The following is an 18,721-nucleotide window of genomic DNA, read 5'->3' on the forward strand; positions in this document are numbered from 1 at the left end:
GGCTGCGTCGAGGACTGCGCCCGCTATAATCGCGGCCCTTGAAGCGGAGTTCCCATGATTGCCCTGCCCATCGATGAAGCCCTGCCGGCGCTGCGCCAGGCCCTGCTAGTGCGTGACGAAGCGGTGCTCGAAGCACCGCCCGGTGCCGGCAAGACCACCCGAGTGCCGCTGGCCTTGTTGAACGAGCCATGGCTCGGCGGGCAGTCGATCGTCATGCTTGAACCGCGCCGGCTGGCGGCCCGTGCGGCGGCTGAGCGCCTGGCCAGCGAGCTGGGCGAGAAGGTTGGCGAAACTGTCGGCTATCGCATTCGGCTGGACAGCAAGGTCGGGCCGAATACCCGCATCGAGGTTGTCACCGAAGGCATCCTTGCGCGTCGCTTGCAGGACGATCCGGCCCTTGAAGGCGTGGGGCTGGTGATCTTCGATGAGTTTCACGTTTTGCTAAATGCGCAGGAAGTCGCATTGTCTTGTCAGAAAAGCCAGCCACGTCTCGCCTCAGGCTTTGGTAGCTGCCAGTAGGTGGAGTCGGGTAGGTGCTATTGCGCACTACTCAATCTCCTTGGCAGCAAAGCGCAATGCCGACCGCATCCACTCCGGCATCTTGCAGGCCCGGAGCTTCATCAGCTCTTCGCCGCTCAGCGCACTAACAATCTTGGAAACCACATTAGCGGACAGCCCTTCTTTCCCGATGTAGTAGAGAGCAGTAAGCGCCACACCTACCGTCGTGCCGGCGTGCTGCAAGCGGTCCTTGGATACGTGGCGGAGGCGAACCACCGCATTGCCAACCTTGATCTCGCGAGTAGATCCGCTGGTGTAAAAGGTCGGCAACACCTGCATCTGTGTGCTGAGGCCCAACCTCCGAACAGCCTCCGCGCCGTGTATCTGGATCGTCTCGCCGCTCGCCTTCGTGATGACCTCCATGACAGCCAGCGGACTCGGGCGCACCACCCTGCCGGTGTACTTGCTCATTTTGGGGCGCATGTAGACACCGCGAGCTACTCGCTCCAGCGTGCCTGATTGCACCAGCCTAGAAAGCGCTTTATCAATCGACGCACGGGAACCGATCTGCGCGAACACCGCGCCGGCAAAGGGCCTCCCCTTTGGCATGTGCTTGACTCGATTTAAAATAGCTTGTGCGACGGACATATGAGCCCCAAAAAGTCAGAATCCACATATTTTCTGACGCCCACAAAAACTATAAGCCCTGCCAAAAACGGGACCTCCAGGCCAGCCACAGGGCACAGAGGGACAGCAAGGTCAACACTCACTGTGCGGCCACGGAACCGGTCCCTCACACAGCCTCGCTGAGTAATCAGTCAGGTTCGACTAGAGCTCTCAACTCCTCACCAACCTTCTCCAGGAGCTGCTCAAAACTTTCAGGAGCTTCGGATCCAAGCAAGTAGGTCAGGGCCAAGAGGGTGACCGGATGAGTGTCGAGCACCGTGCAGAGGCTATCGAGCTTTTCGAGAGTCGGGCTCGTTGCCCCGCGCTCCAGCATGCTGACGAAGGTACGGCTGCTAACGAGCGAGAAATCTTCCTGCGCCAGCCCCCTACGGTGCCGCACGAATCTCAACGCTTTCCCGAACGAATCCCGGACTTCCATTTTGCTGCTCCGCAAAATGGAAAGATGAAGCGCGATTGAACAATATATGACTACAAAATATATTGTGCACCAATCAAACACAATTCTCATTAGGTGATTGCCGCGTGTTCAAGACCAGCCGAAATGCGGAGCTGCTCCCCGGACTCTCAACAGCGCCAGATGGCGTCCAGTTCTGGTCATATGTCGAGCTAGAGGTGACCTGGCTCTGGTTCTATTTGCAGATCGTTGAGGACGATGGAAACGAGGCCTTTCGAAGCATGCTAATGGTCCCGTCGGTTCCATTGCTGGAACAGGTCATAGCTGCGCAGACTGAGCACGCCTGGCTGGAGCAGGCGTATCTTGTGAATCCAGGGCACATGAACAAGGCTGGTCGTTGGATGATGGAGCCATTGCTGGAGATTAGCTCCATTCGAGACGCTCAAGGTAATGTGCTTGGGCATCAGTACAGAGTGGAAGGCGATCGCACGTACTCAACCTCAGCGAGTCAGCCTCTCGATACTCGGATGAGTACCCACGTGATCTTCTCTGCGGCATTGCATCTGCGAGGCTAGGTGCGTATTTCGGCCCATCGTGACCGGCCTTTTCGCTAACGCATGACCACTCATTTCGCTAACAACGTGACCAATTTCCAGCCTACTTCGAAACAGGCGGTCACGGTTTAGCGAAATACTTCCCCCCGTTGCGCATGACCTGACTCGACCGCCATGTTGCGTAGATACAGGAGCTACCACCATGCATGCAGCATCCAAAACCCTTGCATTCTCAAAGGATCAGGGCAGCGTGATTCTCCGAACGGCACTGAGAATCCTAGAGAAATGGAAGTCTACTACTGAGCAGGTGTGCAGTATTCTTCGTGTCTCGCGCAGCAGCATTTCCCATGCTCAGCAGGGCAAGGGCGTGGAACTCGACTTCGATCAACTGGAGCGGGCCAGCATCGTATTGAACTGCCACGCCAGCTTGCGACTGGTCTTTGATAACCCTGAGAACGTCTACGGTTTTGCGGGCAAGGAAAACCACAACGATTTCTTTAATGGCCGTAAACCGTTGGAAATCATGGCGCAGGGCGACCTCATGTCCCTGTTCGAGACTTACAAGGGGATTGACGCCCTTTGTAGGGCTGGTGAGCTTAACCAAGAGGGGATAGGTCGAATGCAAACGGTGGTCAGCAACAAAGCAAGTGCTGATCAGTGAAAGAGGAACCCCGCCGCGTCAGGATAGTTGTCGTGTGAGCGTGTCATGCTGCCTTTGATGATTGCGGCAGTACCGCCTCCCGTTCCGGATTGGCGCAGCAAAAGACTTGATTCGAATTCGGAGGAAACATGGGTATTTCGTATTACCTTGCATGTTTGGAGACCCGGCAATATGTCTGGGTTGGCAGGCTTGAGCCACAGGGGGCGGTGCCGGTGGCGGACGCCGGAGGCTCCATCGCCATGTTCGCGCTGGAGAATCGGAACAAACCGTTGATCGTCGTGAGCGAAAGCCATCCGATCCTCGAAGAGGGAATGGAGTGGTCGCCGCCGGCAACGCAAGAAACGTGCAGGGGACAACCTTGACAAACCAAAGCCAACCGCATCTCCAGACACTCGTCGCATTTCCAATCATGGCACAGGTCGTCGATGGACAGCTTGAAGTGTTGGCGCTGATGGGAAATTGACCCAGTCGGATTGCTGATTTCTGCATCTGCAACTGTCGATAAGTTTATCAGCGCAGTTGCTTTTGAATCCTCCCTTCGATAGCCCAGTTCAGTTGTCGAAGACCTGCCACATCCACCGCTGGCATGGTGCACCAGACCATGCTTGAGCTGACGCAGCGGCGCTTGCAAATTGGCAAAAGGCACTCCGTTGTGCAGTGCCCCCCCGCCGCCCTCTTTAATACGAACACGAGAACTGCCCGATGACAGAGCCCCATAAAGACACCATTTGCGATGTATGCGCTACCAGTACGAGGGTGCCGGGATACGGCGAGCAGTTCGGGACGCTCCAGGCGCTCTGGGGCTATGGCGCAGGGCATGATGGCGAGCGCTATCGAGTCAATCTATGCGAAAGTTGCTTTTTCGCGGCGCTAGCGTTTTTGAAGCAGGAGCGCCGCACGCAGAATCTGTTCAGCGATGAGCAGCCCTGCGAGGAACGCCCATTCGGACTAGTCGCCTGTGATGACTACTTTGGTGATTCGTAGCCATATCGCAGAGATGAGGTTGTTGGCTCGCCAGCATCGAACTCAGGCCATGTCAGCACCACTCCTCGCTACAATGGCGTCACCCGCAATCGCTCTAGGGATCTCGCTTGACTGACGCAAAACTCATTGAAGCCGAGATGCGGCGCGCACTTGGCCTAGACCCCGCTCCTTCGAAATCGAAGCAGCCAATACCCAAACAGCACTCCACCTTCACACTCGTTGAATTGAGCGTGCGCAAGAACGGTGGCTCGCCATTCCGCTTCGAGCACAGCTCCCGCTCCATCAGTACACTCGCTGCCCAACTCGAGGCCGAGAAAGCGGCTCGAGAGAAAGGGTATGAAGTCTGGGTCGTGTTGGATATCAGGCAGGTTTCATCATAGAACTGAAACAGTCGCCAGTCAGGCCAATCTCGCTGACTGCTCTGGGGCAATGAACGCCTGAATCAACTAGAGCGAATCAATTCGCACTCGGGCAGCTCTTGGCTTATACCTGTTTCTTCCAGGGTAGGCTGCCTCAAGCGCTTACGTTACCGTCCATAACTGATCAATCCGCGTCGTATTGCTCGGGCTCATCATCTCCCGCCGCATGCCCTCAGTCCGGTTTCACCGGCACCCCTGCAGATCGCATGGTTCCCCGTCCCCATCGCGCATTGATCGCATCCATCACGCCCATCACCCGCTCGGCAGTCACTGGCGGTGTAGCGACGCACGGGTCGTCCAGAGACAGGGTGACCTCGATGTGATCCTCGGCCGGCGAGGGGAAGCCAGAGGCGATCGGACTCAGGAACAGGGGCAGCCGCTGGATGGACGCGCGCAGCGGGCCGAGCGGTGTCAAACTCATGATGACGGCTTCAAAAATACTGTATCTGTTGCTGCCGATGCATTTTTGACCCACATGCCGGTATTTCATTGCCCCAGTTTCGAACGCTGAACTCGCTGTTGCATTTCAACTTTTAAGACTGCTGGGTTGGGTCTGCATAGCGTCGGCACCCGGGTCAAAAAATCATCGGCGGCAACAGTTACGTATCTAGCCGACCGCCAAGCGAACCGGAAAGCCATTGCAAATATCGGCTTGGATCAGCATGTGCCATGGGACATGCTTAAACAGCTGAAGGCGCATCAGCCACGGAGCTGGCAATACCTGATCCAGCGCTATCTGTCCGAGGGGATCAAGCAGGAAAGCGGTGCCCAGTACATGACCGTCTTCTTCATTCGTCCGGCCGGCAGCAACCCGATGGCCTATTGGTTTATCCATCTGGCGAACAACTACCGCGCTAATGATGTGATGAAGAAGATCCACTGGAAATACGGCAACAACTTTTCCCATATGCTGTCGCCTTCCAGCTTTTTTGGTTACGACGCCAATCGGGATATCGCCGTGACAGGTCAGCACGATTTGCTGCTGGATGAGCACCACTTCGACGATGCCACGGATGACCGCATCCGTGGCGAGCTTTCAGAGCTCTTGCCTAAGCAGGTCTACGAGGTTGAACGGCAACCTTTTCTGGGCCTGATGAGTGGATTGACCAATTACACCATGGCTGACGAGCTTCGTGTAAAGCAGGCGCTCGGTATGGCTGTCGCGACCGGTGATCTGCTGGCGATCGGCAAAGATGGCAAAACTAAGCGCCGCAAGGGCACAAGCATCAAATCTACTGACATTTTGATAGCGCCCCCGCAGCGACCCATCTTCTTCCTGCCGCCACTGAATAAGTATAACTCAGAAGGCTAGGCTCGGCCCGGGACAGACCAGGTAGAGTAGTTGGCCCATCGAGAGAAGATAGCTGCTATTACACTCTAGGCGTCTGGCGCGTCGATCAAATAGCCCATCCCACGAGCTGTTTGTATGAGCTTCGGCTCGAATTCATCATCAATTTTCGCTCTCAGCCGCCGTACCGCCACCTCGATCACATTGGTGTCGCTATCGAAGTTCATGTCCCATACCTGGGAGGCAATGAGCGATTTGGACAGGACTTCCCCGCGACGCCTAAGCAATAGCTCAAGAAGTGCGAATTCCTTGGCGGTTAGGTCTATGCGTTTCCCCGAGCGCGTAACCCGACGTCTCAGCAGATCCATCTCAAGGTCGAGGAGCTTGAGTATCGTTTGGTTGGGAGCATGGTTGCCGCGGCGAAGCAACGTACGGATCCTGGCGAGCAATTCGGAGAATGCAAACGGCTTGATAAGATAATCATCAGCGCCCAGCTCCAACCCCTTTACGCGATCCTGTACCCCATCTCTGGCGGTGAGGAAAAGCACGGGGACCTCATTACCGGCCGCGCGGACTTTCTGTAAAACCTGCCACCCATCCAAACCAGGCATCATCACATCTAAGATGAGCAGGTCGTATGCCGCATTAAGCGCATGCTGAGCAGCATCGGTCCCATTCAGAACCCGATCGACAGTGAAGCCCGCCTCAGTGAGCCCCTGCTGTAGGTAGGTGCCCGTTTTCGGCTCATCTTCAGCAACAAGAAGCTTCATTGAAAGTACTCCGCCTGCATTGAGATCACAGTGTGCCGACTCTCAGATCTTGCAGCCAGTACCTTACAGAAACGTAATGCCCGCATCATCTGTCTGACAGCTTGTAGCGCTAACGTCTACATCAGCAGTTGCTCCCACACTCTGCTTTTTGGCCTTTTCCATGCTCCTTTGGCCTATCGGCGCCTAGATGGCGCCTTTTTTTTGCCGGCAGGAAACAAGGCCTATTGTCAGAACGAAAAGCGCATACACGCTTTCGCTTTCGCTAACTGCTTGCCTGCATTACTGACGAAACCGTAATGTCTAGATCAGGGATCTGACAGGAACGCTCGGTTAGCTTAGACACAAGCCCTAGCCCAAGACTCTGCTTAGAGCGGTGCTGGGTAGTTCATGTCTTTCAACGAGGTAACAAGCGATGAAACTTTTCAGATTTCTTTCCGTACTGCTCGCCATCGCGGCAAGCTCTACCTATGCGATGGCAGAGGGTGGTGGTGATCGTACCTTTGCTCGTCTGGAGCAGGCTCGCCAGCTAGCGATCGCTAGTTATCAGGCTGACAAGAAGGACCAATCTCAGGAGGTAGTCTCAAAGGCAGCTTCAACGAAGCACGCTCACGCTAACTGCTAATGCGAAGCCTTATGCAAATTTAACCATGCGGCTCTGGTAACTATGGCAGCTTCTACGAACGTTGTAGCTGCCATGGTGTTGCCACTTGCAGCCTCAGTTGGAAGAACTAGCGAAGTCGTATTAGCCGCTCACATTTTTAAGCGGCATCGCCAACTATGCGACATAAATTGGAAACAATAGAAGCGTGGTCGAAATATAGTGATTGGAAGGCAGCCGCTATTAGATTTCTGATGTTCGACTTTCAATGAGCATCATTGCAGCCACATCCTTCAAATAAATCAAAAGTTCCGTCCCAAGGTAAAGCTATTGCGCAGCCTCCATACAGAAATCGACGTGGTCAGGTGATTTCTTGATCGCTTTTGATGCGTTTTAAGCTTACAAAAATGTAATCACGCATCTTTCTCAGGCATGCCATATTTACGAATAAAGGCGAGTCGCTTGATAAGACACCGTGCCCGAGCTTTTAAGATCAATTAACGCTGGCAACATCAACCCTCAGGGCTGGTTTCGGCTTGGCTCCTTAGCTTGATTGGAACGTACACATGCAACGTAAAACCTCTAGGCGAACCTTTGTTAAAGGCTTGACTGCCGCAGGCCTCCTTGGCGGTCTTGGTTTGTGGAGAGCTCCGGTCTGGGCAGTGAGTAGCCCCGGCCAGCCCAGCGTACTAACCGGCACGGAGTTCGATCTACTGATTGGGGAGACGCCGGTCAACATCACCGGCGCGGCTCGGACGGCAATGACCATCAACGGCACTATTCCAGGACCGCTTCTTCGTTGGCGTGAAGGGGATACGGTCACGCTGCGGGTCAGGAATAAGCTGAGCGAAGATACATCCATTCACTGGCACGGCATGATCCTGCCGGCCAACATGGATGGCGTGCCTGGACTGAGCTTCCACGGCATCGCTCCCGATGGCATGTATGTCTACAAGTTTCAGGTTAAACAGAACGGTACCTATTGGTACCACAGTCATTCAGGCCTACAAGAGCAGCTTGGTGTCTATGGTCCGTTGGTCATCGATGCGAAGGATCCCGAACCGTTCAGCTATGACCGCGACTATGTGGTGATGTTGACTGATTGGTCCGATGAGGATCCTGCTCGAATCCTTTCTAAGCTCAAGAAGCAGTCCGATTATTACAACTTCCATAAGCGCACTGTCGGAGACTTCATTAACGATGTGAGCGAAGACGGGTGGGCCGCAACGATTGCAAATCGGAAGATGTGGGCTCAGATGAAGATGAGCCCCACCGACCTCGCCGACGTAAGTGGCTACACCTATACCTACTTAATGAACGGCCAAGCACCCGACGGGAACTGGACCGGTATCTTTAAGCCCGGCGAGAAGCTTCGTCTGCGGTTCATCAACGGCTCGGCCATGAGCTATTTCGATGTCCGCATTCCAGGGCTGAAGATGACTGTAGTCGCAGCCGACGGCCAATACGTCAACCCCGTTAGCGTCGACGAATTCCGCATTGCCGTGGCAGAGACCTACGATGTGATTGTCGAGCCTGCAACCGAGCAGGCTTACACGATCTTCGCCCAATCGATGGACCGCACAGGGTACGCCCGTGGCACGCTAGCGGTTGCCGAAGGGCTGAGCGCTCCTGTTCCAGAAACCGATCCTCGACCGCTAATCACCATGGACGATATGGGGATGGATCACGGCAGTATGGGCGGTATGGCGGGCATGGACCATGGCGGCGGCATGCAGGGCGACATGGGTGCGATGGACCATAGCAACATGTCCGGTATGAACCACGGTGACATGCAGGGAATGGGCGGCATGGGCGCAATGTCCGGAATGGATCACAGCAAAATGGCTGGGATGTCAGGGATGGACCACTCTGGGATGGCGGGTATGAGCGGAGGTATGCAATCGCACCCGCCCTCAGAGTCCAATAACCCACTGGTGGATATGCAGACCATGAGCCCGACTCATAGGCTAAACGATCCCGGTATTGGCTTACGAGACAACGGCCGCCGAGTCCTGACCTATGGCGACTTGAGCAGCACTTTCCCGGATCCGGACGGCCGCGAGCCAAGTCGGACGATCGAACTCCATCTCACCGGCCACATGGAGAAGTTCTCCTGGTCATTTGACGGCATAGAGTTCTCTGATTCGGAGCCCCTGCGGCTCAAATATGGCGAGCGAGTACGCATCACGTTGGTTAACGACACCATGATGACCCATCCGATTCATCTGCATGGTATGTGGAGCGATCTTGAAGATGAGAACGGAAACTTCATGGTTCGCAAGCACACGATCGACATGCCTCCAGGTTCAAAGCGCAGCTACCGCGTGACAGCTGATGCACTCGGGCGTTGGGCTTATCACTGTCACCTACTGCTTCACATGGAAATGGGCATGTTTCGTGAAGTCCGAGTGGATGAGTAAGAGGAACTTTATATGGGAAATTTTATGAAGCGTAAGACTCTTATCGGCAGCGCGTTTATATTCAGTTTGCTGGGCATAATGAATATGTCAGCTGCGTTTGCAGATCAAAAACATGATCAACACAAGCAATCATCGGCTTCGTCGCAAAACCCGGTCAACAAGCCGGCATCTCAGGCACCAGAAACTTCTGATTCCGAAATGAACCACGGCGACATGGATCATGGCTCGATGGACCATGGTGATATGGACCACGGCAAAATGGGTCATGACCCGAAGGCTACTGGTGCTAAGGTGGATTCACACCATGACCATTAGATCTTGTCGCTTTGCTCTGATTGCGCTCGGAGTTTCGTTGAGCGCAGCGGCTGCAGGGACAGCCAACGCCGCCGAGATGATGGATCACTCGATGCATCAAGCCTCTCCTACTGAGGCAGCTCAAGCCCCTGCATCTTCAGCCAGGCCCGCAGCTATGAATCATGGCTCCGGTGGGCAAATGGACCACTCCGCAATGGGTCATGGTGCGATCGATCATAGCAAGATGAACCATGGCGAAATGAAGCATGACGATACGCTCGAAATGCCTGGCATGGTTCATCCCTCGTTCATTCCAATATTGACCGATGCGGATAGAGAAGCGGCTTTCCCTGGTCTTCAGGGTCATACGGTCCATGACAAGTATCTGGCCTGGTTCCTTCTGCTAGATCAACTTGAGTACCAGGACGCAGATGAAGGTAGCACTCTTAGTTGGGAAGCTACCGCCTGGGTTGGTGGCGATATCAATCGGTTCTGGTTTCGCTCGGAAGGTGAGCGAACGAATGGCGTTACTGAAGATGCCGAGATCCAGGCGCTCTTCGGGCGCGCAATAAGCCCTTGGTGGGATGTGGTAGCGGGTGTTCGCCGGGACTTTAAGCCCGAGTCTCCGCAAACGTGGGCGGCGTTCGGCCTTCAGGGGATGGCTCTGTATGGATTTGAGGCGGAAGCCACCGCCTTCGTCGGTGAAGGCGGGCAGACAGCAGCACGCTTAGAAGGCGAATACGACATCCTTCTAACGAACAGGCTCATCCTCCAACCGACTGCCGAATTTAATTTCTATGGCAAGGACGACCCAGCTCGCGGAGTAGGCGCTGGTCTTGCAAACACAGAGGTGGGGCTCCGCCTACGATACGAAGTCGTTCGTGAGTTCGCACCGTACATCGGTGTCACCTGGAGCCGGGCATACGGCAATACCGCTGATATGGCGAGAGATGAAGACGAAGATGCAGATGAAGCGCGGTTCGTTGCTGGCGTTAGGCTCTGGTTTTAAGGACCTTCGATGAAAAGAATAATTATTAGCTTCGGTGCCTTCTGCACATTAGGCCTGTTGATAGTGGCCGGCGTTGTTTTTACAGGACTGGTTAATGTTGCAGCGGATGATCCCCATACCGGAGCGGTTCACGCTTTCCTGGAAACTGCTCGCAATCGCTCGATTGTGGTTCGCTCCGAAGACATAGCCGTGCCAGCCCTTGACGATGAAGGCCAAATCAGCGCCGGGGCGGGGAACTACGACTCGATGTGTGTGGGTTGTCATTTGGCGCCAGGCATGGCTGAGACCGAGTTAAGCAAAGGCCTCTATCCCGCTCCACCCAGCTTGGCTGAAGCAGGGCTATACGATGACCCAGCAAAGACGTTTTGGGTCATCAAGCATGGCATCAAGGCCACTGGTATGCCTGCGTGGGGTAAAAGCATGGCTGACCCGTACATATGGGGGATGGTGGCTTTCCTGCAGAAGCTTCCTGAGCTAGATGAAGGAGCGTATCGAGCGCTCGTTGCGTCTAGCGGTGGTCATCAGCATGGTGGTGGGGAGACCCCAGCTGGGCACGGTGATCAACATGGTGAGATGACCACGGACGATCATCATCAGGACAACAGTAGCAGCTCGGATCACCATGGCTCTAGCAGCTCGGGTGGAGCAACCGGCCAATCAGGCTCCGGGCATCATGGTGATAGCGAAAGCGATGACCATCACGCTTCCGACGAGCCCCAGGCGGTAGAGCACAGCAATGGCAGTGACAGTGCCGATGCCGATGCCGAAGGCAAATCCCCTTCAGAAAACCATGTGCACGCAGACGGGAAGCAACACGAGCACTAACATCCGGTATGTGTGCCTACGCGGTTCTGACCAGGCTCTTAGAAAGGCGCCTCAGCACAAGCAGAGGGGGCGGCCCTAGGCCATCCTAGTCGACGCAACGGTACCGGAGGGCTCTGCGATTGATTCCCAAGACGCTAGGCCGCAGGGCTAGTAACTCACGTAGTTAAGCGGCTTTCGCTCCGGCGGTTCCCCAGTAAGGGCTCCCAGTCGTGGCGACAGGGAGCTTGCCATACCCCACTCATCATCTAGAACAGGCTAGCGAAGCCGGCCAGGCAATCTATTGGCTTGTCGCCCCCAACCGCGCCCGCATAGATCCCCGGTGCGGTTGGACGAACCTTACAGCATTGTAATGAAGTTGGTCGAAACGGGTTAGATAGGAGCCTGTCGTATTTTTTGTGCCTGCTTAATACGCTTATGGGTGTATTCGGCTAGTAGGCACCGGCGACATACAACTTTCGAAACCTGGAGAACACAATGACAAACTCAATGTTCGCTTCCTGTATCCAAGCTTGTTCGAACTGTGCCCTAGTATGCGAAACGTGCGCCTCTGCTTGCCTGCGTGAGGATGACGTAAAAATGATGGCTCGCTGCATCGAGCTTGACCGCGATTGCGCGGACATTTGTAGGTTGGCCGCCACACTGATGAGTCGCGAAAGTGAGTACGCTAAAGAATTTTGTGCTCTTTGCGCCAAGATCTGCCGTGCATGCGGAGAGGAATGCGCAAAACATCAAGTGGATCACTGCCAAGAGTGTGCCAAAGCGTGTATGAAGTGCGCTGAAGAATGCGAGCGCATGGCTGCGTAACGCCTATCTACTCCTGCTCTGGCACAACCGAGATTGGTGTGCCAGAGCCGCTTGGGGAGAACAATAAGAAACTTCGCGCGCTTGATATCAGACGTACAAGGCTTATCAAAAAAGCGCATACGAAACTCGCAATAGCCAAGATCGAATCGATCTGTGTCCAGCAGCATTTCGTTTAGCAGATAGACTTGCTCACCCTCAAAGCGCAAGGCATTCCCCTTGAGGAGGATCGAGCCAGCTATGTCCTACAACCGCCGGTAGCGCAACGTCGCGTTTTTTTCAGCCTTGCTATGCCGCGATGGGTGGTCTTTGCTTCGGGTCTATGGGGATGAAACGGGCGTGGAGAGCCGGCTGCGCCTCCATGTGGAGCCCGTCGACCTGCGTGACGCGTTAGTACTTAACTCCGCGGCGGTTTCTCGCAGGCGTACCATCCGCGATAGCCAATCATCAGGCCCTGATCAAGCTCAAAATTCAGATCTGCGATAGATTTTTCGCCTGTAGGCTTTTGCACGGCCCCGTCTTTCCCCAACGCTACATTGACGTTGATGCTTTCGGCGGCGAGGGAGGCCCCGCCAAAGAGCGCAGAATAGCCTTGAGTTGGTTCGCTGGACAGCTGTACCAACTTGCCATGAATTTTTATAACCCCCTTGGCGCCCCCGCTTTCCCCATCATGCTTGATCGCGACTACGGGTGGGCTTTCCGCGGTATAAACGAAAGTGCAGTAAGGGCCTGAGCCGAGTACCTTGTCTACTTCCGCTTGATCAAGGGTTTGCGGGTCAATAGACGGAATGTCGGGACTTCCTATAGCGTCACGGGCGCTTACCACTTCAGGTAGGGGGGGCCGCATTGTTGGCTTATCCAGGCCTTCACCAGGAGCCGGGTCACCACAAGCAGTGAGTGCCAGAGCGAAGGTCGTCATGATGGTCTTGGGAAGAATGGCCCGGGCTATAGCGGGTGCTCGATACAGTTGCATCAGTTAGCCCTCTCTAGATCATGGATGAGAAACTTCATCTCAGCTATTTCTCGGCGCTGAGCCTCAATGATTTCGTCAGCCAGTTTGCGGACCCGAGGGTCTGAAATCTGAGCGCGCTCGCTTGTCATGATAGCTATGGAATGGTGGGGAACCATCGCCTTCATGTATTCCGTGTCGCCTACCGTTGCCTGGCTACGAACAAGCCACAGCGCAATAGCAAAGGCCGCTGCACTGCCTGCGAATATGGCAATATTAACCGATTTTCGTTTATACATATTAAGCATGAATGCGAGCATAACTACGGCCATCACCGCGCCCATCACTAACGCCATCCAAACGCGGGTCTCGCTCCATAGAACATGTTCAAATGCGTATGTATTTAAATACATAACGCCATACATGATGAGGGTCGAAGTTGCTATCATCGCTGCAAAGCGCCAGTAAGACATTTGCATGAACTAGTTCCTCTTTAATGGGGGGCTACGGCCGAATCGTTTTTTCCAAACTCAGCGTATTTTTGCGCAGTCATGCCTGGAAGCTGCATCACGAATGCTGTTATCGCCCAGATTTCGTCGTCGTTGTGGGTCGGGCCGAACGCGGGCATTGCGCTCATTCGAACGCCGTGCTTCACCAGCCAGAACACCTCATTGGCTTTCCATTCAGGAACTACGTCGGGAAGGTGTGGGGGCTGCGGCAGCATTCCCCGAGCCCACTCGCTTTTCTCAACACCGGGTGCCCCATGGCAATGCTGGCACATGGCTTGATAAGCACTGCCACCTTCAGAAACCGTTTTTGCACTGAATTGCGCGGGCGGTTTAATGGAAGATGCACCATCCGCAACCGACGATTTCATAGTCGTGTCCAAAGCCCAGCGCACTAATGGTTGATGGTCTTCCGTCGCTGCGACGTTATAGGCCCCCGTGTAAACAACGGTAATCCCGACAATAGCACCCAGCAACAGGGTTCCAGCGATCCCAGCGGCTACACCAGTAGCTATACATTTCTTGTTCGACCTCACTGTGTACCTCGCCCATTGGTTTGTTTGAGGAAGAGAAACCAGCCTGCGGTGTCACTTAAAAAGGACAAGTCGAGAGTTGTGAGGTTTCGATTTTTTTGGAAGCTTACAGAAATGTAATCATCACCCAGCTTAAGCGCCCATTAGGTAGCGCGGGTTTGATAAGTGGACTTGACGCGCTGACGCTATCGAAGAATGAACCAATAGGGCGTTAAATTAATTATAAGAAAGCAGACGAAACATGGGCATGGAGTCGAGTCTGACCGGCCTGAGCGGCATGAATCATTGGACGGTACAATTCTGATGGGCCTGCTCGCTGAGACGAGCGCCCTAGGCCTATCTCAGGGGCTTGCAAGACAGGCCATTATTCGCTTGAAACAACAATCTCTCGATTCGATCGTGCTCTTCCGGTGTCGGTAGTGCGGATGAGTCTATATTGCCTGCACTGTCTGACTTGCAGTTCGGCGAATCAGCTTCAGGGTGGTAACCACCAGCTTCGTCGAACGCTACCCAGCCGTACCATTCTCGGATGACTTTGGAAGGACGGCCATCTTCTATTGCCACATACCAGTCGGCCAATCGGAAACGTTTACCGGCAAGCGTTGAGGTAGCCTTTTCAGCTCGAACCAACGCCAGATATTGCGGGTGCGGCAGTTCATCTACGGCGCCGGTTTCGTCAAGCAAGAACGTGAACGAGGCGTGCGACCGCTGCTCTGTGGAACCGGTTCGCTCCTCTTCCTCACCTAAGGTAAACACAGGAGCAAAACCGCCCCCCTCTGTTCGGAAGTTGGTTGTCTGGCCTTGGTAGACCCTGGCAGCGTTCCACTGCACCTTGCCAGCATAAGCGTATGCGCGCAGGTCAAACTTCATTGGTCGTACCTGAGGGTCAGCGATAGTTCTACGCTCGCCAGGAGCCAAGAGGGACTGGGCCACGTAGTTTCCGCCAACGATTTCTTCCCACACACGCTTGGTGAGCTTGTCTCCTCGGTATGCCCCGCGACTACCAAAACCGCTAACAGGCTTGAAAAAGAGGCTGCGGCGTCTCTCCCAGAGTTGCTCCGCATTGCGATGCTCGACCGGGACAGTAAGCGGGACGTATTGGGCCAACACGGCTCGGACTTGCTGATCGACGCCAATCTCTTCCAAAAAACGTGCGTTGGTTAGGTCAACCAACCGGCGTTTGTCGGCGTAAAGGGCATAGGCCTGAGGGTGTGGCGTTACCGTCACGACATCAGCCATATAAGCGCTGCGCAGCGCGCTGCAATTGTCACCTTCCAGATAGAAATCGGTGAGTCGGTTGTAGACGAGATCCACAGGATTTTCGTCGACCAAGAGGCAATCGTTGTGAAAGGCCAGATCGGCTGGGTCTGCAATTATGCAGTCGATTCCTGCTGACTCGAATAACCGCTGAAAAAGAAGAAACTCCGGATACAGGTACTGGGCTTGTGGGCTTTCATCCAAGATCACCACGCGCGTGAGCGGTCGTTTCTCGCCGCTTGCAGACCATTCCTGGGCGAACATATGCAGTATCGACTGCTCGAAGCCGCCGGGCCCTTCCTGCCCCGGCGATAGCCCGACTACGCCGCTGCAACAACTGCGCTGAGCGCGGGCGAGCAATACGTTCAGCATCGCTCCGCCCGCATTTGTGTTTATTTCGATAAGACCAAGCTTGTCCTCATCCAGATGAAAATCGTAGCCGAAGAAGACGCCATGCGAGCCACGCGGATTGTGTCGCGCAATAGGTGGGGCATAATCCAGAGCATGCTCACGCCAACCGGGCGAGCTCACGGTCTGCTCGATGGCCTGAATAACCTCATTAACCTGGCGCAGCCGCAAGGATGAAACAAAGACCGGTCGTGCTGCAAACACATGGGGGCAACGTGACTTCAATAGCTCCGACAGCTCTGGATCCCCAAGCTGTTCAGTCAATGCGTCTGCGAGCGCAGCTTGATCTAGGCTTACGCAGAAGCACGCTTCGTTGAGCGCTGCGGCTGTCGTACCGCATTTTCTCGATGAGGACGCTTGCACGGGAACCTCCAGAACCAAACATACAGCTTCGAAAGTCTCGGCCTCTTTCGGTTCAGCCTGGCGTTTCTATGAGCGTAGGTCAGGGTCGTTGCTGGCACTCTGCCATTAACTAGACATAAGCTTTGGAAGCGTCATTGTGAAAGTCGTATGCCCCTCAGCTGATTCGCAAGCGATGCGCCCTTTGTGCGCTTCGACTATCGAACGAGTGATAGCCATGCCGAGGCCCGCATTCATGGTGGTTCCTTCGCGCCTTGCGGTGTCGACCCTATAGAATCGATCAAACACTCGGGCCTGAAGCTCGGCTGGAATCGTTGTGCCTCGGTTGGATATGGCTGTGCAAACCGAGCCACCGCTCTCGCTTATTTCAACGCTGATGGTGCTGCCTTCCTCTGCATATCGAACTGCGTTAGAGACTATGTTTGAGACGGCCCGTCTCAGCATCGATTTATCGCCATGTACCGATCCATCGCCTGAAAGCGCGATTTCTACCTTTTTGTCCTCGGCTGCAAGCTCGTAATATTCGATAACGCTCGCGGTAATCTCAGCCATGCTGGCATCTTCGGCATTGGGCGTAATCTTCCCGTTGTCCGCCTTGGCGAGGAATAGCATGTCATCGACCATCTTTGACATGCGCCTAAGTTCTTCGAGGGCGGAATACAAAATGTCTTTGTAGTCGGTATTCTCGCGGTCGCGCAAGAGCGCGACCTCCATTTGGGTAAGCATGCTGTTCAGCGGCGTTCTTAGCTCATGCGCGATATCCGCTGAGAAACCTGACAATCTGAGAAAAGAGTCGTCCAAGCGCGAAAGCATTTCGTTGAAGTTGTCTACGAGTTCATGCAGCTCGCCTGGCACCGACTCGGTTGGAATTCTGGTATCTAAGCAGTGGGCGGTTACCGTAGAAGAAGTCTTGGACAGTTCGTCTATTGGTTTTAAGCCTTTCCTGATCAGAACAACACCTAACGCGCCACTCAGAAGTGCACTAACGACAAGCGTATAAGCAAACCACTGCTGAATCATATCGAAGAAGTGGATTCGGTGCGTTACATCCAAAGCCAAATAGATAACAGTGTCCTGCCCTTCTACCCACCGATTTACTTTTCTGGTAATTCCGCTGTACTGGTGGCCACCGAAACTTACCGTCCAGCGTTCCTCTTGGATGTCTGTGACAAGAGGTAGCAAGCTCTCAGACAGATTGTGATGGGAGTAAACCGTCTTACCGTCTACTACAACCGCAGTCGCGAAGCCAAAGGAGTGCTCAATAACGGCATCGATCCTTGAAGCGGTCTCAGGCCCGAATGCTGAGCTGTTGAGTAGCGTACGCTCTACTGCAGCGGCCTTTTCATTAAGCACTTGTGCATCTTTGCGTTCGAAATGGAGCTGACAAAAATAATTAAAGCTGATTGCGGCCGCCAGCAGCACAACCGTAACCACGAGCATGAAAGCTATCGCCATTCTGCTCGTCAGTGACACTTTTCCCATCAGTACGGTCCTGGTTAGGCCATCAAGCACAAAAAAGCAGGTGGGGCACCCCCCACCTGCTTCGATCATTGTTACTCACACCCTCATATCCTATGCTGCGTCTGGATTTTCGCCATTTTGCGAGTGGTCGGCTTTGGCGGCCCCCATCATCTCACGACACTCTTTCATCATTCCACGCATGTCACCCATCATTTCCATATGCTTGTCGCCGCTCATCATGCCGGTTTCTGAATGGCTTTGGTCCGCTTTATCTGCCGCTGCGAAACTCAGTCCGCTCGCCAAGGTGATTGCGATTGCTGTAACGGTGATGGCCTTTCGCATGTTAAATCTCCAAGTTCAGTGGGTTATTCGCTTTTGCTTAACAAGGTGTTTTCGCCAACGTTGGGCTCCTTGGGCTTGTCGCACTTACCGCTAGACATATGCTTCATGCATACGACCATCATCAACAAGCAGGGCAAGAGAAAGAGCAGGCTTGGCAGCGTTGTTGCCAACGCCGCAGTGCTTTGGTTCAGTAGCATGTAGCCAACCACAGCTGCGGTTAACCCCGTTACGACCGCATTGCGCTGCAGTACGCTTTTAATCTTGGATATTATGCTGCTCATCTAACTATCCCTCGGATATTAAGCTTGGCAGATTAGCCATTGTTCACGCCAACTGGGGTGCTCAGGAACTCTACCGTATGGATCTTCCCGTCTGGGGTCTTTACCTTCATTTCATATGTCTGAACTTTTGCAGTAGTCCGATAGTTCTGAATCATTTCAGTCGTACCGGTCGCCCCTGCAGGTGCGATGCTCAGCACTTTGCCTTCTTTGACAAGCTCTTTAAGAGTGAGATTGGATCCTGCAGGATCATTTAGGCGATGCATTGTCCGATCGCTTCCGCCTTCGGCCATTGCAAGAGAAGACGCAACGGTCAGAATAAAAGGAACGATTACTTTGGTTATACGGCTCATGGTTTGCACCTCTTGGTTAGTTGATGCCTGTAGATTAAAGGCTTGCTACTTACAAGAAGCTGTTGCCAAGGT

At 54.2% G+C, this 18,721-nt stretch carries 23 protein-coding genes and 2 pseudogenes; 13 read left to right on the top strand and 12 right to left on the bottom strand.

Features of this window, described 5'->3' with window-relative positions; genetic code table 11:
* Window positions 1-54: 54 nt before the first annotated feature.
* Window positions 55-519 carry a DEAD/DEAH box helicase gene (locus ACSSNI_RS02470; protein ID WP_200639803.1) on the top strand — a complete coding sequence of 155 codons (465 nt, stop codon included), beginning with the start codon at window positions 55-57 and terminating at the stop codon, window positions 517-519.
* 27 nt (window positions 520-546) lie between these two features.
* On the opposite strand, the gene ACSSNI_RS02475 is transcribed toward ACSSNI_RS02470, so the two are convergent.
* Both ACSSNI_RS02475 and ACSSNI_RS02480 read right to left on the bottom strand, forming a co-directional pair.
* A complete protein-coding gene (locus ACSSNI_RS02475; protein ID WP_448258952.1) occupies window positions 547-1,146 on the bottom strand; it encodes a DUF6088 family protein in 600 nt (199 codons plus the stop codon).
* Window positions 1,147-1,312: 166 nt separating this feature from the next.
* Complete coding sequence (locus ACSSNI_RS02480; protein WP_003298996.1) at window positions 1,313-1,603, bottom strand: helix-turn-helix domain-containing protein; 291 nt, start codon at window positions 1,601-1,603, stop codon at window positions 1,313-1,315.
* 104 nt (window positions 1,604-1,707) lie between these two features.
* On the opposite strand from ACSSNI_RS02480, the gene ACSSNI_RS02485 reads away from it, so the two are divergent.
* The 5 genes from ACSSNI_RS02485 to ACSSNI_RS02505 all read left to right on the top strand — a co-directional run bounded on the left by ACSSNI_RS02485 (window position 1,708) and on the right by ACSSNI_RS02505 (window position 4,158).
* Window positions 1,708-2,154, top strand: coding sequence for a hypothetical protein (locus ACSSNI_RS02485; protein ID WP_003298997.1), 447 nt, complete (start codon window positions 1,708-1,710; stop codon window positions 2,152-2,154).
* 181 nt (window positions 2,155-2,335) lie between these two features.
* The gene (locus ACSSNI_RS02490) at window positions 2,336-2,794 is read left to right on the top strand and encodes an antitoxin Xre-like helix-turn-helix domain-containing protein (protein WP_226930359.1); all 459 of its coding nucleotides are present in this window, start codon (window positions 2,336-2,338) and stop codon (window positions 2,792-2,794) included.
* A 128-nt stretch (window positions 2,795-2,922) separates the two neighbouring features.
* Window positions 2,923-3,156, top strand: coding sequence for a hypothetical protein (locus ACSSNI_RS02495; RefSeq protein ID WP_003298751.1), 234 nt, complete (start codon window positions 2,923-2,925; stop codon window positions 3,154-3,156).
* Between the two features lie 340 nt (window positions 3,157-3,496).
* Complete coding sequence (locus tag ACSSNI_RS02500) at window positions 3,497-3,778, top strand: hypothetical protein (RefSeq protein ID WP_003298752.1); 282 nt, start codon at window positions 3,497-3,499, stop codon at window positions 3,776-3,778.
* Between the two features lie 107 nt (window positions 3,779-3,885).
* Window positions 3,886-4,158 (top strand): hypothetical protein, encoded by a 273-nt coding sequence (locus tag ACSSNI_RS02505; protein WP_305582338.1) that lies wholly within the window; start codon window positions 3,886-3,888, stop codon window positions 4,156-4,158.
* Between the two features lie 141 nt (window positions 4,159-4,299).
* Here the strand turns inward: ACSSNI_RS02505 and ACSSNI_RS02510 are convergent.
* Window positions 4,300-4,456, bottom strand: a pseudogene (locus ACSSNI_RS02510) (DUF4113 domain-containing protein); the annotation flags it as partial.
* Between the two features lie 339 nt (window positions 4,457-4,795).
* On the opposite strand from ACSSNI_RS02510, the pseudogene tcmP reads away from it, so the two are divergent.
* A pseudogene (gene tcmP / locus ACSSNI_RS02515) lies at window positions 4,796-5,509 on the top strand (three-Cys-motif partner protein TcmP); the annotation flags it as partial.
* A gap of 65 nt (window positions 5,510-5,574) precedes the next feature.
* Here tcmP and ACSSNI_RS02520 read toward each other — a convergent pair.
* On the bottom strand, window positions 5,575-6,255 hold the full coding sequence (locus ACSSNI_RS02520) for a heavy metal response regulator transcription factor (RefSeq protein ID WP_046164454.1): 681 nt from the start codon (window positions 6,253-6,255) through the stop codon (window positions 5,575-5,577).
* Window positions 6,256-6,667: 412 nt separating this feature from the next.
* Here ACSSNI_RS02520 and ACSSNI_RS02525 point away from each other — a divergent pair, with 412 nt between their 5' ends.
* The 6 genes from ACSSNI_RS02525 (at window position 6,668) to ACSSNI_RS02550 (ending at window position 12,205) form a co-directional block, all read left to right on the top strand.
* A complete protein-coding gene (locus ACSSNI_RS02525) occupies window positions 6,668-6,877 on the top strand; it encodes a co-regulatory protein PtrA N-terminal domain-containing protein (RefSeq protein ID WP_046164453.1) in 210 nt (69 codons plus the stop codon).
* Window positions 6,878-7,419: 542 nt separating this feature from the next.
* Entirely contained in the window at window positions 7,420-9,273 is a 1,854-nt protein-coding gene (locus ACSSNI_RS02530) for a copper resistance system multicopper oxidase (RefSeq protein WP_200598892.1), read from the top strand.
* 24 nt (window positions 9,274-9,297) lie between these two features.
* Complete coding sequence (locus ACSSNI_RS02535) at window positions 9,298-9,588, top strand: hypothetical protein (protein ID WP_177429599.1); 291 nt, start codon at window positions 9,298-9,300, stop codon at window positions 9,586-9,588.
* Window positions 9,578-10,576, top strand: a complete 999-nt coding sequence (locus tag ACSSNI_RS02540) for a copper resistance protein B (RefSeq protein ID WP_100550040.1) — start codon at window positions 9,578-9,580, stop codon at window positions 10,574-10,576. The genes ACSSNI_RS02535 and ACSSNI_RS02540 overlap by 11 nt, the downstream gene beginning before the upstream one ends.
* Window positions 10,577-10,585: 9 nt before the next feature.
* Entirely contained in the window at window positions 10,586-11,401 is an 816-nt protein-coding gene (locus ACSSNI_RS02545; RefSeq protein WP_100550039.1) for a c-type cytochrome, read from the top strand.
* Between the two features lie 474 nt (window positions 11,402-11,875).
* Complete coding sequence (locus tag ACSSNI_RS02550) at window positions 11,876-12,205, top strand: four-helix bundle copper-binding protein (protein WP_100550038.1); 330 nt, start codon at window positions 11,876-11,878, stop codon at window positions 12,203-12,205.
* Window positions 12,206-12,599: 394 nt separating this feature from the next.
* On the opposite strand, the gene ACSSNI_RS02555 is transcribed toward ACSSNI_RS02550, so the two are convergent.
* The 8 genes from ACSSNI_RS02555 to ACSSNI_RS02590 form a co-directional block, all read right to left on the bottom strand.
* Window positions 12,600-13,175: a DUF6692 family protein gene (locus tag ACSSNI_RS02555; protein ID WP_221103347.1), complete on the bottom strand. Its 576-nt coding sequence runs from the start codon at window positions 13,173-13,175 to the stop codon at window positions 12,600-12,602.
* Entirely contained in the window at window positions 13,175-13,630 is a 456-nt protein-coding gene (locus tag ACSSNI_RS02560) for a DUF305 domain-containing protein (RefSeq protein WP_100550036.1), read from the bottom strand. The genes ACSSNI_RS02555 and ACSSNI_RS02560 overlap by 1 nt, the downstream gene beginning before the upstream one ends.
* 14 nt (window positions 13,631-13,644) lie before the next feature.
* Window positions 13,645-14,133, bottom strand: coding sequence for a c-type cytochrome (locus ACSSNI_RS02565; RefSeq protein ID WP_226930360.1), 489 nt, complete (start codon window positions 14,131-14,133; stop codon window positions 13,645-13,647).
* A 393-nt stretch (window positions 14,134-14,526) separates the two neighbouring features.
* Window positions 14,527-16,218 carry an ATP-grasp domain-containing protein gene (locus ACSSNI_RS02570; protein ID WP_448258953.1) on the bottom strand — a complete coding sequence of 564 codons (1,692 nt, stop codon included), beginning with the start codon at window positions 16,216-16,218 and terminating at the stop codon, window positions 14,527-14,529.
* A gap of 105 nt (window positions 16,219-16,323) precedes the next feature.
* Window positions 16,324-17,697 (bottom strand): heavy metal sensor histidine kinase, encoded by a 1,374-nt coding sequence (locus ACSSNI_RS02575; protein ID WP_003292645.1) that lies wholly within the window; start codon window positions 17,695-17,697, stop codon window positions 16,324-16,326.
* Between the two features lie 90 nt (window positions 17,698-17,787).
* Window positions 17,788-18,018: a hypothetical protein gene (locus tag ACSSNI_RS02580; RefSeq protein ID WP_003292646.1), complete on the bottom strand. Its 231-nt coding sequence runs from the start codon at window positions 18,016-18,018 to the stop codon at window positions 17,788-17,790.
* Between the two features lie 23 nt (window positions 18,019-18,041).
* On the bottom strand, window positions 18,042-18,299 hold the full coding sequence (locus ACSSNI_RS02585; RefSeq protein ID WP_448258954.1) for a hypothetical protein: 258 nt from the start codon (window positions 18,297-18,299) through the stop codon (window positions 18,042-18,044).
* A 32-nt stretch (window positions 18,300-18,331) separates the two neighbouring features.
* A complete protein-coding gene (locus ACSSNI_RS02590; protein ID WP_448258955.1) occupies window positions 18,332-18,649 on the bottom strand; it encodes a co-regulatory protein PtrA N-terminal domain-containing protein in 318 nt (105 codons plus the stop codon).
* Window positions 18,650-18,721: the final 72 nt, after the last annotated feature.

The sequence above is a fragment of the Stutzerimonas tianxiuensis genome, assembly GCF_053470365.1.

Bases quoted from the DNA above. Each gene is read 5' to 3' on its own strand.
- ACSSNI_RS02555 (WP_221103347.1), bottom strand. From the start codon at position 13,175: ATGCAACTGTATCGAGCACCCGCTATAGCCCGGGCCATTCTTCCCAAG.
- ACSSNI_RS02560 (WP_100550036.1), bottom strand. From the start codon at position 13,630: ATGCAAATGTCTTACTGGCGCTTTGCAGCGATGATAGCAACTTCGACC.
- ACSSNI_RS02580 (WP_003292646.1), bottom strand. From the start codon at position 18,018: ATGCGAAAGGCCATCACCGTTACAGCAATCGCAATCACCTTGGCGAGC.
- ACSSNI_RS02495 (WP_003298751.1), top strand. From the start codon at position 2,923: ATGGGTATTTCGTATTACCTTGCATGTTTGGAGACCCGGCAATATGTC.
- ACSSNI_RS02475 (WP_448258952.1), bottom strand. From the start codon at position 1,146: ATGTCCGTCGCACAAGCTATTTTAAATCGAGTCAAGCACATGCCAAAG.
- ACSSNI_RS02525 (WP_046164453.1), top strand. From the start codon at position 6,668: ATGAAACTTTTCAGATTTCTTTCCGTACTGCTCGCCATCGCGGCAAGC.
- ACSSNI_RS02540 (WP_100550040.1), top strand. From the start codon at position 9,578: ATGACCATTAGATCTTGTCGCTTTGCTCTGATTGCGCTCGGAGTTTCG.
- ACSSNI_RS02585 (WP_448258954.1), bottom strand. From the start codon at position 18,299: ATGAGCAGCATAATATCCAAGATTAAAAGCGTACTGCAGCGCAATGCG.
- ACSSNI_RS02500 (WP_003298752.1), top strand. From the start codon at position 3,497: ATGACAGAGCCCCATAAAGACACCATTTGCGATGTATGCGCTACCAGT.
- ACSSNI_RS02530 (WP_200598892.1), top strand. From the start codon at position 7,420: ATGCAACGTAAAACCTCTAGGCGAACCTTTGTTAAAGGCTTGACTGCC.
- ACSSNI_RS02480 (WP_003298996.1), bottom strand. From the start codon at position 1,603: ATGGAAGTCCGGGATTCGTTCGGGAAAGCGTTGAGATTCGTGCGGCAC.
- ACSSNI_RS02575 (WP_003292645.1), bottom strand. From the start codon at position 17,697: ATGGGAAAAGTGTCACTGACGAGCAGAATGGCGATAGCTTTCATGCTC.
- ACSSNI_RS02550 (WP_100550038.1), top strand. From the start codon at position 11,876: ATGACAAACTCAATGTTCGCTTCCTGTATCCAAGCTTGTTCGAACTGT.
- ACSSNI_RS02520 (WP_046164454.1), bottom strand. From the start codon at position 6,255: ATGAAGCTTCTTGTTGCTGAAGATGAGCCGAAAACGGGCACCTACCTA.
- ACSSNI_RS02490 (WP_226930359.1), top strand. From the start codon at position 2,336: ATGCATGCAGCATCCAAAACCCTTGCATTCTCAAAGGATCAGGGCAGC.
- ACSSNI_RS02470 (WP_200639803.1), top strand. From the start codon at position 55: ATGATTGCCCTGCCCATCGATGAAGCCCTGCCGGCGCTGCGCCAGGCC.
- ACSSNI_RS02545 (WP_100550039.1), top strand. From the start codon at position 10,586: ATGAAAAGAATAATTATTAGCTTCGGTGCCTTCTGCACATTAGGCCTG.
- ACSSNI_RS02590 (WP_448258955.1), bottom strand. From the start codon at position 18,649: ATGAGCCGTATAACCAAAGTAATCGTTCCTTTTATTCTGACCGTTGCG.
- ACSSNI_RS02535 (WP_177429599.1), top strand. From the start codon at position 9,298: ATGAAGCGTAAGACTCTTATCGGCAGCGCGTTTATATTCAGTTTGCTG.